Annotated in this window: 16 protein-coding genes; 3 read left to right on the top strand and 13 right to left on the bottom strand. The window is 39.3% G+C overall.

Going from position 1 to position 13,280, the window contains the following annotated elements; translation table 11 throughout:
* Window positions 1-13 precede the first annotated feature (13 nt).
* The 7 genes from JMN12_RS11695 to JMN12_RS11665 form a co-directional block, all read right to left on the bottom strand.
* Window positions 14-700, bottom strand: a complete 687-nt coding sequence (locus tag JMN12_RS11695) for an anti-sigma factor (RefSeq protein WP_203139371.1) — start codon at window positions 698-700, stop codon at window positions 14-16.
* Between the two features lie 2 nt (window positions 701-702).
* On the bottom strand, window positions 703-1,242 hold the full coding sequence (locus JMN12_RS11690; protein WP_088595003.1) for an RNA polymerase sigma factor: 540 nt from the start codon (window positions 1,240-1,242) through the stop codon (window positions 703-705).
* A gap of 86 nt (window positions 1,243-1,328) precedes the next feature.
* Complete coding sequence (locus JMN12_RS11685; protein ID WP_198473595.1) at window positions 1,329-1,796, bottom strand: DUF192 domain-containing protein; 468 nt, start codon at window positions 1,794-1,796, stop codon at window positions 1,329-1,331.
* A 105-nt stretch (window positions 1,797-1,901) separates the two neighbouring features.
* Window positions 1,902-2,723, bottom strand: coding sequence for a carboxypeptidase-like regulatory domain-containing protein (locus JMN12_RS11680; protein ID WP_203139369.1), 822 nt, complete (start codon window positions 2,721-2,723; stop codon window positions 1,902-1,904).
* A gap of 3 nt (window positions 2,724-2,726) precedes the next feature.
* Complete coding sequence (locus tag JMN12_RS11675; protein ID WP_203139368.1) at window positions 2,727-3,716, bottom strand: hypothetical protein; 990 nt, start codon at window positions 3,714-3,716, stop codon at window positions 2,727-2,729.
* Window positions 3,717-3,746: 30 nt separating this feature from the next.
* Entirely contained in the window at window positions 3,747-4,748 is a 1,002-nt protein-coding gene (locus JMN12_RS11670) for an outer membrane beta-barrel protein (protein WP_203139365.1), read from the bottom strand.
* A gap of 73 nt (window positions 4,749-4,821) precedes the next feature.
* On the bottom strand, window positions 4,822-5,697 hold the full coding sequence (locus JMN12_RS11665) for a hypothetical protein (RefSeq protein ID WP_203139362.1): 876 nt from the start codon (window positions 5,695-5,697) through the stop codon (window positions 4,822-4,824).
* A gap of 154 nt (window positions 5,698-5,851) precedes the next feature.
* Here JMN12_RS11665 and JMN12_RS11660 point away from each other — a divergent pair, with 154 nt between their 5' ends.
* Window positions 5,852-6,457, top strand: coding sequence for a superoxide dismutase (locus JMN12_RS11660; RefSeq protein WP_203139359.1), 606 nt, complete (start codon window positions 5,852-5,854; stop codon window positions 6,455-6,457).
* A gap of 197 nt (window positions 6,458-6,654) precedes the next feature.
* On the opposite strand, the gene JMN12_RS11655 is transcribed toward JMN12_RS11660, so the two are convergent.
* Together JMN12_RS11655 and JMN12_RS11650 are read right to left on the bottom strand one after the other, a co-directional pair.
* Window positions 6,655-7,059 carry a hypothetical protein gene (locus JMN12_RS11655; RefSeq protein ID WP_203082018.1) on the bottom strand — a complete coding sequence of 135 codons (405 nt, stop codon included), beginning with the start codon at window positions 7,057-7,059 and terminating at the stop codon, window positions 6,655-6,657.
* Between the two features lie 87 nt (window positions 7,060-7,146).
* Complete coding sequence (locus tag JMN12_RS11650; protein WP_203082017.1) at window positions 7,147-7,431, bottom strand: hypothetical protein; 285 nt, start codon at window positions 7,429-7,431, stop codon at window positions 7,147-7,149.
* A gap of 109 nt (window positions 7,432-7,540) precedes the next feature.
* Between JMN12_RS11650 and JMN12_RS11645 the strand changes: the two genes are divergently transcribed.
* Both JMN12_RS11645 and JMN12_RS11640 read left to right on the top strand, forming a co-directional pair.
* Complete coding sequence (locus JMN12_RS11645) at window positions 7,541-8,509, top strand: DUF438 domain-containing protein (RefSeq protein WP_203139358.1); 969 nt, start codon at window positions 7,541-7,543, stop codon at window positions 8,507-8,509.
* Window positions 8,509-9,213 (top strand): class I SAM-dependent methyltransferase, encoded by a 705-nt coding sequence (locus JMN12_RS11640; RefSeq protein ID WP_203139357.1) that lies wholly within the window; start codon window positions 8,509-8,511, stop codon window positions 9,211-9,213. The genes JMN12_RS11645 and JMN12_RS11640 overlap by 1 nt, the downstream gene beginning before the upstream one ends.
* 62 nt (window positions 9,214-9,275) lie before the next feature.
* Here JMN12_RS11640 and JMN12_RS11635 read toward each other — a convergent pair whose 3' ends face one another.
* Genes JMN12_RS11635 through trpS form a run of 4 tightly spaced genes read right to left on the bottom strand, consistent with a single transcriptional unit; the run spans window position 9,276 to window position 13,259 of the window.
* Window positions 9,276-9,908: a 7-carboxy-7-deazaguanine synthase QueE gene (locus JMN12_RS11635; protein WP_203139355.1), complete on the bottom strand. Its 633-nt coding sequence runs from the start codon at window positions 9,906-9,908 to the stop codon at window positions 9,276-9,278.
* 6 nt (window positions 9,909-9,914) lie between these two features.
* Window positions 9,915-11,330: an SPOR domain-containing protein gene (locus JMN12_RS11630; protein ID WP_088595014.1), complete on the bottom strand. Its 1,416-nt coding sequence runs from the start codon at window positions 11,328-11,330 to the stop codon at window positions 9,915-9,917.
* Window positions 11,327-12,289 carry a Gfo/Idh/MocA family protein gene (locus JMN12_RS11625; RefSeq protein WP_009413740.1) on the bottom strand — a complete coding sequence of 321 codons (963 nt, stop codon included), beginning with the start codon at window positions 12,287-12,289 and terminating at the stop codon, window positions 11,327-11,329. Before JMN12_RS11625 ends, JMN12_RS11630 begins: the two co-directional genes overlap by 4 nt.
* Before the next feature lies 1 nt (window position 12,290).
* A complete protein-coding gene (gene trpS, locus JMN12_RS11620) occupies window positions 12,291-13,259 on the bottom strand; it encodes a tryptophan--tRNA ligase (RefSeq protein ID WP_198473575.1) in 969 nt (322 codons plus the stop codon).
* Window positions 13,260-13,280 lie beyond the last annotated feature (21 nt).

Here is a 13,280-nt window from a genome sequence, read left to right as displayed (position 1 = left end):
TTGATACTTGTTTTTAACTTTTATTATTTAATACGACACGTGTTCCTATTTCTTTGAGTAGCTTTTCAGCTAAGAGTTTTACTTTGTCCTTCAGTTGTTCTTTCTCAATGGTGTTGAAGGTTTTATCTTGCTGATATTTTTCAGTAACATACTGGTTGAGTTCTGCTTGAGTAGTAGCTACAAGAGCTAAATATTCGGGGGATAGGTGCTGCAAATCGGCAGCCATTTGGGTTTCCATCTGCTTGGTGATTCGGTTTTGTATAGCATTGGCAGTATACTGGGTAAAAAGAGTATCTACTGCATTGATATCAATAAGGGTAATCACCTCTTCTGAGGAAGTGAGATATGAGTCATACTGGCTATTTTTGAGAATTGAAGGGTATGAACTGCACTGGCTGTCTTTAAGAGTTGTAGGCACTGTAGGGTGCGGGCTGGTTGTGGGAACTGATGACTTTACAACAATGAGTTTTTTTGAGACTTGAAGGTCATTATTGGTTTCAGTGTATTGTTGCCACAAATATCCTATTGCAAGGCATAACAGCACCGCAGCTGCCGCAGTGTAATACCACAGTTTCCGCCTCTTTTGCTCAGTTGGCAAGGTTTCACTCTCGGCTAATTGGGCTTCTAATTGCTCCCACAAAGCAGGTGAAGGGTTGATTTTTCTGTACCTAAACAGGCGTTGTATATTGTCTTTCCACATTTTTAAGCTCTTTTTTTATAAGTTGTTACGTGTTGTTGCAAAAGTTTTTTGGCATACGCCAATTGTGATTTAGAAGTACCTTCGCTGATAGAAAGTTCTTCGGCGATTTGCTTGTGTGAATAGTCCTCAAACACATAGAGGTTGAAAACGGTACGGCACGCGGTAGGCAATTGGTCTACAAAGGATTGTATTTCGGATTCGCTAAAAGTTTCGTTCTCTAAGTAGACATCATCTATTGTGTCGTAAGTGTCACTCCAGTCGGCGAAAGATAGCTTTTGGGCTTTGCTTTTGAGGAAATCTATACACTCATTTACAGCGATTCGCCGCATCCAAGCATAGAAGTGCTCTTGTTCTTCATACTTAGAGAGATTCGTAAAAATTTTGAAGAAGGCTTTTAGCAGGGCATCTTCGGCGAATTGCAAATCGTTGATGTACAGCCTGCACACACTCAGCAAAGCAGGAGCGTACTGGTCGTACAACTGCTTTTGCGCTAAGCGGTCGTTGCGCTGGGCTTTCTCGATGAGACGATGGTCGATTTGCATTTTTCTTTAAATGATGAATGATTTATTCTTTTTAAGGTTCAAATTAAGTACGATGTAGAAAACAGGAGATTGTTCAACTTCATCGGTTACGGCAGTTTGATTATACAGCCCTTTCCTATGTTGTTTTTTTCAAACCATCCTTGAGGCACTTCAAGAGCATAACGCACAGGTTCCGATGAGTCCACACTTTGATGGCTGAACGGTGTCATATCGCGAATTTCGCGAATTTCGCCATTCGAGTTAATGAACGCAATCGAAAGGGGGGTAGGCGTATCTTTCATCCAAAAGCTTAACTTTTCGTCTCTTTTAAAGATAAAAAGCATACCCGTTCCTTCGGGAATATTCTCACGCCCCATATAACCTTTTGACATCTCTCGTATGGAGCGAGCAAGCTCAACTCTTATGGGAATGGTCTTGCCGTCAAGATTTGTAATGGTCAAGTCCCTCTCTTCAAACTCAAGCGTGAGTGCTGAACAAGCGCTAAAAACAAGGTAGCACAATAGGATAACTCCCATCAACAATAGTTTAGCAGATGTAAATATTTTCTTTTTCATAAGTCCTCCAATTTGCCCTTATAAACGAAGAAAAATTAAAAAGGTTGGAAAATAATTAGAAAATTTGTCAATTAGCAAATTTTTTAACTTTAGCAAAGTTGGATTTTATTGTTTAATGAGGTCGTAGCCTTTTACAGTAAAGGGAATGCCTAATCCTCGGTTTACTTTTCTAATGGTATTGTTAGGGAAGCGTAACCAGCAGGTATTGGTAGTGCCGTGGAAGGAGAGGGTCGCATCGTCCTTGCCTCTCATTTCTACAAATTGTACCCCTACCCACAATTCGCCTTTGGGTGCTAATATTGATAGTTTATGGGTAAACGTTTGTGGTTTATCGGTAGGGAATAGATTGATGTAGATAGGCTCTTTAATCAGGGGGGTAAAGGTTTTGTGCTCTTTATCGGTTTGATACACTACTACGCGTAATACTGCTAAATAGAAAGTGCTTTCTTTCACCTCAATACTGAACTCGGTGAGCTGGGTATCATTAGGGAGGGTTACAAAATCACCTAATTCCGATAACACTCCATTTTCTTCTTGGAAATAGTGTTTCATCTCGCCGTAGAGCGTAAAAAAGGTTGTGATTCCTTTACTTTTTACGTCACGCACTTTAGGTTTTTTCATTTTTAGGGTAGTAGTAGGCAAGTCGATCACAGCTTCGGTAAGTTGTATTTCTTTGGAAATATCGCGATAGGCTAATACTTTATGTTGATAGCTTAAATGAGAAAAATAGATGCTATCTGTAGGTTTTGCCCCGAGTTTTTCAAGTGAAAAATAGCCATTTTCATCACTAATAATTCCTTTATTAGTGCCTACTATCCCTACATTCACGTATTCTATAGGATCGTGATGGGTATTCACCACCCTATTTTGTGGTAAACAAGGCAGTGAAAAGAATATTGACAACAGAAAGAAGTAAAATTTTAGCATATATTACCAGAATTTGAGACCTATTACAAAGGGGTATGTGTTATCAGGACTATTTTTGAAAAGGGGAGCTAAACTATATTTGGCATACAAGGCTATAATGCCATAGCCTATATGTGCTGAAACCCCATAAGTGAGTGGGTTTGCCTTTATATCGTGTTTTAGCCATATATCATATTCATTGTCGCCCTCTTTGTATTTTATTCTTTGTCTAGCTGATGTAATAGTACCAAAGTAACCTCCCGCCCCTATGCGTATTTTTGAAGGGAACTTCTTTTCTACACCTGCCATCAATGTGAAATAGCTTGTGCGCAAGCGAGATACATCTAAAGAACGCTCATAAGGCACCAATTTAGTGACTTCGTTGTCAAGAACAAAATATTTATTGTTTTTGATATTTAAACTTTCACCTACTACCGAAAAACCGTATTGAAGGTACAAGCGTTTAGCGGAATGAATACGTGTACTAGCTATAAAAGCCAATTCAACAGAGGTAGCAGGTTTAAAATTGCTGTTTATAGCAGCGCGCATCCCTACCCCAAAGCTTATGTTGATGTTTGTTTTAGCTTCTTCTTTTAAAGAATTTTCAGGGAGAGAATCTATAGTTTGTATTTTTTGGCGATACTGTTTTCTCTCTTCAACAGTCATTACGCTATCGAGATTTGAAGAGCGAAGCAAGGTATCTAATTTTATTTCAGTAGCTTTTTTCTGGATAAGCGTTGAGAGGCGCAAGCCCTCTTTATAACTGTGCACTTGTACATTGTGTTGCCATACCTCTTTAATTTCTTTGAGCATTTTCACGCTTTGCTTTTTGGTAATTTTTCCTTCGCTAAGCAGCTGTTGAATAGCTTCCTCCTTCTGTAACATCAGTTTCTTTTCGGTAGCTACCAATGAATCGATGGTATATTTCGATTGTAAAATCTCTCTTTCAAAAGGATTCTGAGCTAAGAGATTTGCTGCCAAAAGCAGGAAGATAAATGATAAAAATTGTTTCATCGTTTTTTGATTTTTCAATTTGTCAATTTGTCAATTGAGATAAAAACTCAATCCTATAGAAAGAGGATGTATCTCGGTAGGACTATTTTGGAAGAGAGGAGCTAAGCTGTATTTGGCATAGATAGCAAAACCTCCATAGCCTATTTGAGCAGAAACCCCATAAGTGGCTCTATTAGGCTTTAGATTGTTGCGAAGAACGAGTTTGTAATCCTCATCATTTTCTTCATATTTAATTTTTTGAGTAGCATCTATGAGAGCACCAAAATAACAACCTATTCCTATATGGCTTTCTCTAATTTTCTTTTGCAATTCGATAGGAATGATAAGGTAATGCAGACGCAATTTTGAGCTTTTCAAGGGTTTTCCATAAGGCACTAAGCGCGAGGTTTCATTTTCTGTTACAAAATAGTTATCGCCTTTGATTTCAAATCGGTTGTTTTGCCACACCAAGCCTGTGCTAAAGAAGAGTCGTTGTTTTTTGCTGATGCGTGCTATAAGTCCCAAACCTAAATCGGTATGGAGATGAGGTTTAAGGTGATTGCTGTCGCCTGTCGCTGTTTGTAAGCCCATTGCCATATAAGGTCGGGGGTATATTTTACTATATTTATCGTCATTATATCGCCTTCTATTCATATAGAACTGTCTTTTTTCTTCTTCGTAAGCAGCTTTCAGTTCATCGGTAATGAGGCTATCAAGAGTGGTTGTTTTAGGGACGGTATCTATAGCGATTTGAGAGTTTTTTTGCTGGAGTTCAGAGTTCAATTGCAAGGCTTGTTTGTAGTAATGTAGCAAAATGTGTTGCTCGTTAGCCTCGCGGATTTCCTTTGCCATTTTGTCATACTGTTCTGAGGTAATTTTCTCTTTATCAAACAAGTATCTAAGCAACTCCAATTTATAATACCTCTGGTTATCTTCAGCAAGTTTTAAGGAGTCAAATGTATTTTTTGATTTCTGGATAATGTTTTCAAAAGGGGTTTGTGCCCAAAGATGAGGGGCGAGGCATAGAGCAATGAGTGATACAATTTGTTTCATAGAATAAGATACAAAAGTGATTATTTTGTTGATAATGTGAAAAATAATATATAATCCGATTTTATATAAGAACTTAATTCTTTAGTTGCATTACACGACTCAAGAGCGGAGGCAAGCCTGTTGTAGCATTGATATTATCATTATTCCAAAAGCTCATCACACAAGCAATAGGGCAATTGCGCACCACTTGGGCTACATAGTATACGGTAAGCGTTTTTCCGCCCGACATTCCTGCTAAAGCTGAAACAACCCCCTTGATATCAAACACTACTCTCTTGGCTTTGGTGGGTACCTCTTCAAAAAGTACCTCAACTTCTTCCTCTTCTATAGGTTTGAACATCTTGCGCTGTTTGTTGGCTGCAAACTGTTCGGCTACAGCTTGTTGAGCGTCTTCTAAGGTGCGGTATATTCCCCAATTCATTTCGCCGTTGTAAGGGCATTGCACTATGTTGATACCCGTGAAATAACAGTCGTTTAACATCGGGATTTTTCGTCCTGCAAAATCAATACTTCTGGCATCGGTGGGAGCAAATAATTCCTGAGGAATTTTATTTTCTACAATGAGGTTTACTAAGGCTTCTTCTACCTCAACCTCTCTGTCTCTCAGTTTTGAAAACCAAACAAGAGTAATAGTATTTGCTGGACTTTTCACAAAATAAAGAGACTCTACATACTCCTCTTTATCTCTATTAACCAAATAGTTATCAGTGTGTATGCGAGGGTTAGGCTGCGCGTCTTGCGCATTGATTTTCAGCTTTCGGTAAGCCTTCTTAAAACCCTTTTCATCAAAAGGAAGTTTCAAATCTTCATTAGTAATGGTATAGCCATCAATCGCATAAAACTCTCTATCGCCGTTCTTGATTGCTGAAAGACGGTCTAACAAGGGCAATTCTTGTGCATAGGTAGCCCACAAAAAACTACCAAAGAAAAATAGAATACAACGTTTCATAATTAACAAATTACGTTATTCAGAGGACAAAAATAAGTAAAACTGCTCTCTTTTACAAATAAAACTATAGCTTTATAAAAAAAATCTATAGCTAAAATACTCTCACTCATTTGTTTTTATAGTAATTTTGCAACAAATTTAAAAAGAATATATTATGTTTACACTACCTGCATTACCTTATGCTTACAACGCACTTGAGCCTTATATCGATGCGCGTACAATGGAAATTCACCATACAAAACACCATAATGCCTATACAACCAACTTGAATGCCGCTTTGGCTTCTGCTGGGATAGAAGGCAAAAGTATTGAGGAGATTCTTACAAACCTCGATATGAACAACGCTGCACTTCGCAACAACGCTGGTGGATTCTACAATCACAATCTTTTTTGGGAAATAATGAGCCCCAATGGCGGTGGCAAACCTACTGGAGAACTCGCTAAAGCAATTGATGAGGCTTTTGGCAGTTTTGAAGGTTTTAAAGAGGCTTTTAGCAAAGCTGCAGCTACTCGTTTTGGCTCAGGCTGGGCTTGGCTTTGCGTTCACAAAGGCGGCAAAGTAGAGATTTGCTCTACTGCAAATCAAGATAATCCGTTGATGCCTAACACAGGTTGTGGCGGTTTTCCTATCTTAGGATTAGATGTATGGGAACACGCTTACTACTTGCATTATCAAAACCGTCGTCCTGATTATATCGAAGCGTTTTTTAACGTAATCAATTGGGCAAAAGTTGCTGAACTCTACAGCGCACATAAGTAGTAGCACGACAAACACAATACAAAAAGAGCTTCCTGAGAGATTAGGAGGCTTTATTTTTTATATTCTAAAGACGAATATGGCTATAAAAAATGGAAGTATCCACAATAATATGAGCAATAAAACGCGTTTAGCAATATGAGATAGTACTTCTTCCATAGTTATAATGATTTTAAAGAACAAATATACATTTTTTTTGATTACATAGGTAAGGTAGTAGCTTTTTTCTTTTCTAATATCTCTCTTACTACATCTTCACTAAATAAAAAGAATGATATACTTATCAAAAAAAATAAAATTGTTAGTATTATAGAAGCTATATTGCTACCCAAAAACTTAGGTTTTTCTTTTTTAACAATTCGTTTTCCTCTACCACTTCTATCGTATTTAAAGTGAAAGAAAATCACCAGAAGTATTGTTATACTTAGTATTTGAAAACGACCTAAAGTATAACCGAAAAAATATGCCAATCCCATATTAAGTGAAGAATTGACTATTAAAGCAAATAAAGATCCTAATATCCAAACAGTGTTTAAATCTGGGAAAGTATAAGGCAAAAACTTCACATTAAAAAGATAAATATAATAATAAAGTACGTTCATCATTTGTTGTAATTTTTATAAAAATAATTCCATATAGTTTCATTGGATTCAGAAGGTTTTACATTTAAACCCTATCCCCCAATTTATTAGCTATAGCAAAGCTAACGCTCCTAACAGTAACAACAATAGAGGAATAGCCATTACTATATTTGCTATAGCACAACCTCGCTCTCGCTTCTGCGACAAAAAATAAGCCTCTATCACCAAAAATACACCATAAAGTCCACAAAATAATCCTATCCAAAAGGCAAATACAAATATATCACCTGTCGCACAAGAACTTTTAGTAGTGAATATAGAGATAGGAATAAATGACAATATCCATACTACAACTAATAAAACCAAACGCTGCCCTATATGAATGAACTCTTTCACAATGTTATTTTTTTTAAGGTACAAATATACATCTTTTTTTGATTTGCTAATCAACAAATTGGTAAATTAGCAAATTATTTCATACCTTTGCCTCCTAAAATAACTTTTTATGGAACAAACTTTACCTGCAGGACACCCCGTGCATACCTATATGCTTGAAGCTGACCTTATTTACTCACTAATGGACGAGCTACTTGGCATAGACCCTCATACCGATTATCAGAAATTCTACAACGTGTTCAACCATTTGGCAACCGTAGAAAAACACTTTGCTCGCAAGGAAAACCAGCTCTTCCCTTTCTTGGAAAAACGCGGCTGGATGAATCCTTCACAGAATATGTGGTCTTTTCACGATACCATTCGCGATATCTTCCGTTTGGTACGCAAAAACTTAGAAGAAAAAGACCTTGATGCGGCACAAACTAATGTGCGCTATATCGAAGAAAACTTAGGTCGTTTGCTAAATGTAGAAGCTAATATTCTCTTCCCTAATGCTTTGCAGTTGCTCACCGAAGAAGATTGGATTGAAATGCGCAAAGGCGAGGAAGAAATAGGCTGGATGCTGAAAGATGAACCTGCCCCCTACCCTAACAACAACCCCAATGAACCTGTATATGTACACCCTTCAATGGATACCGAACGCCGCACCGATGTTAAATTTGATGATGCTGCTGCCCATTATGATGAGGGCTATATGACTGTTGAACAGGTGAACCTCTTGCTCAAAACTCTCCCTATTGATATCACTTTTGTAGATGAACACGACCGCGTGATTTTCTACAACCGAGGTGAGGAACGTGTATTCCCTCGCAGTGCTGGTATTATAGGGCGCGAAGTGAAGTTCTGTCACCCTCCTAAGAGCGTGGGCACGGTGCTTAAAATCGTAGAGAACTTCAAGGCAGGTACTCAAAACGAAGCTAATTTCTGGTTCAATTATCGCGGTCGCCTTATCTATGTACGTTACTTTGCTGTACGCGATAAAGAAAAGAACTACAAAGGCGTGATTGAAATGTCGCAAGACATCACCGATATAAAAACAATTGAAGGTGAACGCCGCTTATTAGAATGGGATAACTAATGAAAGACTTATTCGGGCAAGCTATTTTAGATTATCAGCAAGGGCAATATACTGAAGATATTAAAACGGAAACTACTATTTCCGAGGAAGATGTATTGCCCTTGCCTTATTTGTTTCGTTCCTTTGAACAGATGCCTGCATTAGAGCAAAAAGCTCTACAAATGGCAAAAGGAAAAGTATTAGAAGTAGGCTGTGGGGCAGGCTCTCACGGTCTCTATTTGCAGAATGAACGCAAACTTGAAGTACATTCTATTGACCTATCGCCTAAGGCTATTGAGGCGTGCCTGTTGAGAGGCTTACGCAACGCCCAAGTACAGAATGTATTGGAAACAACAGGGCAGTACGACACGATTCTTTTGCTGATGAATGGCGCAGGTATGTGCGGACGACTCAAAAAAATGGGCGCTTTCTATGCTCACCTGAAAACACTTTTAGCTCCACACGGACAAATCCTCACCGACTCATCTGATATTATCTATATGTTCGATGAAAACCCTGATGGCAGTTATGATGTACCGCTCTATTTCGATTATTACGGAGAAGTGGATTACGTGGTGAAGTACAAAGGACAGAAAGAAAAACCTTTCCCGTGGATGTATGTAGATTACAATACTTTGCAGAATGTAGCTATCTCAGTAGGTTTAGAATGTGAACTTATCGCCGAAGGTGAACACTTTGATTACCTTGCAAAATTAGCAAATTAGCAGATTAGGAAATTAGCAAATGATTGGGTAGCTTCACATTTTCTAATTATCACATTATCTAATTACCTAATGTCAAGGTATTTATGCATTTGTAAGGAGGCTTTCCACTGAGGGTGAGCCATTACATAATCTACAATCTTGGGGATTACCTTATCGCGTTTGCTCCACTCGGGTTGTAGATAGAGCAGGCAATCTGGTGATACTTGTGCAGCCATTTCTTCAGCGAAAAGGAAGTCGTTGTTGTTGTAAATCACCATTTTCAGCTCATTAGCTTTTTGAAGAACGTCCCCCACGGGGCGTTTTATTTTTTTAGGAGAGAGGCATATCCAATCAAAAGTACCTGACAGCGGATGAGCCCCTGAAGTTTCGATATGAGTGCGCGCCCCTGCGGCTCTCAGTTTTTCAGTAAGGAGATCTAAATTCCACATCAAGGGTTCTCCTCCCGTGATGATCATAGTTTTGGAGTGTGCTAAGGCATCGGTTACAATAGTATCTACAGGCACTAAAGGGTGTGCTTCGGCAGCCCAACTTTCCTTTACATCACACCAATGGCAACCTACATCACAACCGCCTAAGCGAATGAAGTAAGCAGCAGTTCCTTTGTAAAAACCTTCACCTTGTAAGCTGTAAAAAGCCTCCATCAGGGGGAGAAGCTCCCCCTTCTGCAAGGCTACTTGTGTATTCTTGTTTAACATCTAAAATTAATCGTAATTGGCAACATCCAAAATCCAAGGGTCAGGGATTTCGGTATTTTCGCGTATTTCGTCTACCTTTTTCACTGCATCTTCATACTTGTCGTAACGAGCCACATAAATGAAGTTCAGCACTTGGTCGCGGTTGTAATACACTTGAGCATCATAGCCCCATTTTTTCATCTCTTCTACTCTATTATTCACATTGTTGATATTGAGGAAAACCCCTACAATCACGTAATATCCTTTTTCAGTATCTTTAGCGGTAAGTTTGGTTACACGGGTACTACGGTGCAATTGGGTAATCTCTTTAGGGTTGTTCTCTATTTCCAAAGCTGTGAGGAACAAGTAATAACGGTCACGACTACGGGTATAGCTCAAATCTAATGAGGTAGCGTTGTTAGGAATGAGATATTGGTTGTCGTTCTTTATATCCATACGGAAAATATCGAAGCCTAAAGTATTCTCACTGTTAGGTTTGCGCGTTTTCACCATCTCATCGTTATAAGTAATGGCACTACTAAAAAAGTTTTGATTAGGGCGTAATTTGGTTTCTAAAGAAGTAGTTTTACCACTGGCAGGTACACCTATAGAAACATTGTCGCCCATCATATTAAAATCACCCTCAAGGGTGACCCCCATAATGCGAGTTTTGAAATCACCTGCTTCAGGAGTTTTAAAACCACTAAAGGTGAAAGTTTTAGCAGCGTCGTTAGTAATTGCCGAAAAACCGTCGTAAGTAATTATTTTTTTGATATTGCTATTGGCATTCTCGTAAACTATCACGAGTGCCCAACCTGCAGCCGAACCTCCTTCTACTTGCCCTAAGGCAGCCTTTACATTAGCAACGGTGTACTCTCCTTCTACAGTATTTGCAGCTGCTAACAAATTAGTTACATTGGCGTAATACACATAAGGTGCTGAGTTTTTCAAATCGGAATCGGTACGACCATCAAATATCAATTCGCCGTTTATAGGCACATAAGTATTGTTCTCAGGTATTTTGAGTAATACACTACTCGCATCTTCTCTATTAGCATCAATAATAGTGTTTTTACTACCTTTTAGCTGTCCTTTAGCATACGGATAAGTAGCCGACCAGTACAAACCTGCATAAGCCACCTTGCCTCCCCCTGCACTTTCATACGCGAAGTTGGCACTACTAGATGAAAACGTGCTAGGGTCGCTATCAATATCAATGTATTGCATATCAAACTCATCGTTGAGTTTTGCTTTAGGACTTCGATCGTTGTAAGGGTCGTTAGGTGTATCGCGTTTTTCCTTGCGGTTGAGGATGTTATTCCCTATAATTTTAATATCCCCTTTGATAAAAGTTTCGTAGCGGATTTTAAAATCGGTAGCAGATTGTGCCATTGATAGTGGGCTCACTACTACACAAATTAAGAGCGTAATGAGTTGTTTCATAGACTTACAATTTGTTTGGCTATTCTAAGGGCTTCAGTGCCTTGTTCGAGGGTAACCATAGGAGTTGTATCGTTTTCTATAGCATCGGCAAAGCTCTCAAGTTCGTCTAAGATAGCGTTGTTATTATGTATTTCAGGGTATTCAAAATAAATTTGACGGCGCTCTCCTTCCGCATTTTGTAATATCATATCGAAATCACCCGGCACTTCGGGGGCGTCTTTCATTTTCACCACTTCTACTTTTTTCTCCAAAAAGTCTACAGATATATAAGCGTCTTTCTGGAAAAAACGACTTTTGCGCATATTTTTCATAGAGATACGGCTGGCGGTGATATTGGCTACACAACCATTTTCAAACTCCAAACGGGCATTGGTAATATCGGGTGAATGACTGATGACCATTGCACTACTTGCCGAAATGTGTTTCACTTTTGATTTTACAACGCTCAAAATCACGTCGATATCGTGAATCATCAAGTCGAGCACTACGGGTACATCGGTACCACGAGGGTTGAACTCAGCCAAGCGGTGTGCCTCGATGAACATAGGGTTGTGAATTTGGTTGCGTACAGCTGTAAAGGCAGGGTTAAAACGCTCTACGTGACCTACTTGTCCTTTCACGTGATGTGCTTTGGCAAGGGCGATAATCGCTTCAGCTTCTTCTACTGTAGTAGCGATAGGTTTTTCGATAAAGAGGTGTTTGCCCGCTTTGATAATCTTTTCAGCACACACAAAGTGATTGAGAGTTGGAGTTACCACATCCACCATATCACATTCGGCAATAAGGGCTTCTATACTATCAAAACGCTTGTAGCCAAATTCTTCGCTCACTTTTTGAGCATTAGCTTCATCGGGGTCGTAAAAACCTACGAGTTCATATCTATCCGATTGGTTGAGCAATCGCAAATGTATCTTTCCTAAATGTCCTGCACCGAGGACGCCTGCTTTTAGTTTTGTCATTTTAATATCCTATTTTAGCACGTACCCTACGCAAAGTTTCATCGGCTACACGGTGTGCTTTGGCAGCACCTTCTTTGAGGATAGCATCGAGTTCATCTAAATGCTCCATATAGTAATTGTAGCGTTCACGTGGGGTAGCAAATTTTTCTAATATCAGTTCGTAGAGGGCTTGTTTGGCATTGCCAAAACCGTAACCACCAGCGCGGTAAGCAGCTTCCATCGTTTGTATTCGCTCAGGAGAAGCTAATAGACGGTAGAGGCGCATCACGTTGCAAGTATCGGGGTCTTTAGGAGCTTCTAAAGGCGTACTATCAGTTTGGATTGCCATTATTTGCTTGCGGAGTTGTTTTTCGGGTAAGAAAATATTGATGAAGTTGTTGCGTGATTTGCTCATTTTCTCACCATCGGTACCAGGGATAATCATTATTTTCTCCTCTATTTTAGCTTGTGGCAACACAAAAGTTTCACCCATTTGATGATTGAAACGAGAAGCCACATCGCGGGTAATTTCGAGGTGTTGCAATTGGTCTTTACCTACAGGTACCACCTCAGCATCATAGAGGAGGATATCGGCAGCCATCAACATAGGGTAAGTAAAGAGCCCTGCATTTACATCTTGCAAGTAGTCCATTTTGTCTTTAAACGAATGGGCGAGGGTGAGGCGTTGGTAAGGAAAAAAACACGCTAAATACCACGAGAGTTCAGCAGTTTGAGGTACGTCGCTCTGGCGGTAGAAAGTAACTTTGTTTGTATCTAAACCAAAAGCTAACCAAGTGGCAGCGACGCTATAAGTATTGGCGCGAAGGAGAGCGCCGTCTTTTATTTGAGTGAGAGAGTGCATATCGGCAATGAACAGAAACGATTCATTAGCAGGATCTGACGCCATTTGCACAGCGGGGAGAATTGCCCCCAGAATATTCCCCAAATGAGGAGTACCGGTACTTTGAATACCTGTTAAAACACGAGCCATATAATCAGTCGTTAGTTGTTA

The organism is Capnocytophaga genosp. AHN8471 (assembly GCF_016806945.1).
GTDB classification, from domain to species: Bacteria; Bacteroidota; Bacteroidia; order Flavobacteriales; family Flavobacteriaceae; genus Capnocytophaga; species Capnocytophaga periodontitidis.
This window is presented reverse-complemented; position numbering and strand designations above follow the sequence as displayed.

Coding starts and splice junctions, on each gene's coding strand:
- JMN12_RS11670 (WP_203139365.1), bottom strand. CDS start 4,748: ATGAAACAAATTGTATCACTCATTGCTCTATGCCTCGCCCCTCATCTT.
- JMN12_RS11630 (WP_088595014.1), bottom strand. CDS start 11,330: ATGAAACAACTCATTACGCTCTTAATTTGTGTAGTAGTGAGCCCACTA.
- JMN12_RS11655 (WP_203082018.1), bottom strand. CDS start 7,059: ATGATGAACGTACTTTATTATTATATTTATCTTTTTAATGTGAAGTTT.
- JMN12_RS11685 (WP_198473595.1), bottom strand. CDS start 1,796: ATGAAAAAGAAAATATTTACATCTGCTAAACTATTGTTGATGGGAGTT.
- JMN12_RS11645 (WP_203139358.1), top strand. CDS start 7,541: ATGGAACAAACTTTACCTGCAGGACACCCCGTGCATACCTATATGCTT.
- JMN12_RS11640 (WP_203139357.1), top strand. CDS start 8,509: ATGAAAGACTTATTCGGGCAAGCTATTTTAGATTATCAGCAAGGGCAA.
- JMN12_RS11695 (WP_203139371.1), bottom strand. CDS start 700: ATGTGGAAAGACAATATACAACGCCTGTTTAGGTACAGAAAAATCAAC.
- trpS (WP_198473575.1), bottom strand. CDS start 13,259: ATGGCTCGTGTTTTAACAGGTATTCAAAGTACCGGTACTCCTCATTTG.
- JMN12_RS11675 (WP_203139368.1), bottom strand. CDS start 3,716: ATGAAACAATTTTTATCATTTATCTTCCTGCTTTTGGCAGCAAATCTC.
- JMN12_RS11635 (WP_203139355.1), bottom strand. CDS start 9,908: ATGTTAAACAAGAATACACAAGTAGCCTTGCAGAAGGGGGAGCTTCTC.
- JMN12_RS11680 (WP_203139369.1), bottom strand. CDS start 2,723: ATGCTAAAATTTTACTTCTTTCTGTTGTCAATATTCTTTTCACTGCCT.
- JMN12_RS11665 (WP_203139362.1), bottom strand. CDS start 5,697: ATGAAACGTTGTATTCTATTTTTCTTTGGTAGTTTTTTGTGGGCTACC.
- JMN12_RS11660 (WP_203139359.1), top strand. CDS start 5,852: ATGTTTACACTACCTGCATTACCTTATGCTTACAACGCACTTGAGCCT.
- JMN12_RS11690 (WP_088595003.1), bottom strand. CDS start 1,242: ATGCAAATCGACCATCGTCTCATCGAGAAAGCCCAGCGCAACGACCGC.
- JMN12_RS11625 (WP_009413740.1), bottom strand. CDS start 12,289: ATGACAAAACTAAAAGCAGGCGTCCTCGGTGCAGGACATTTAGGAAAG.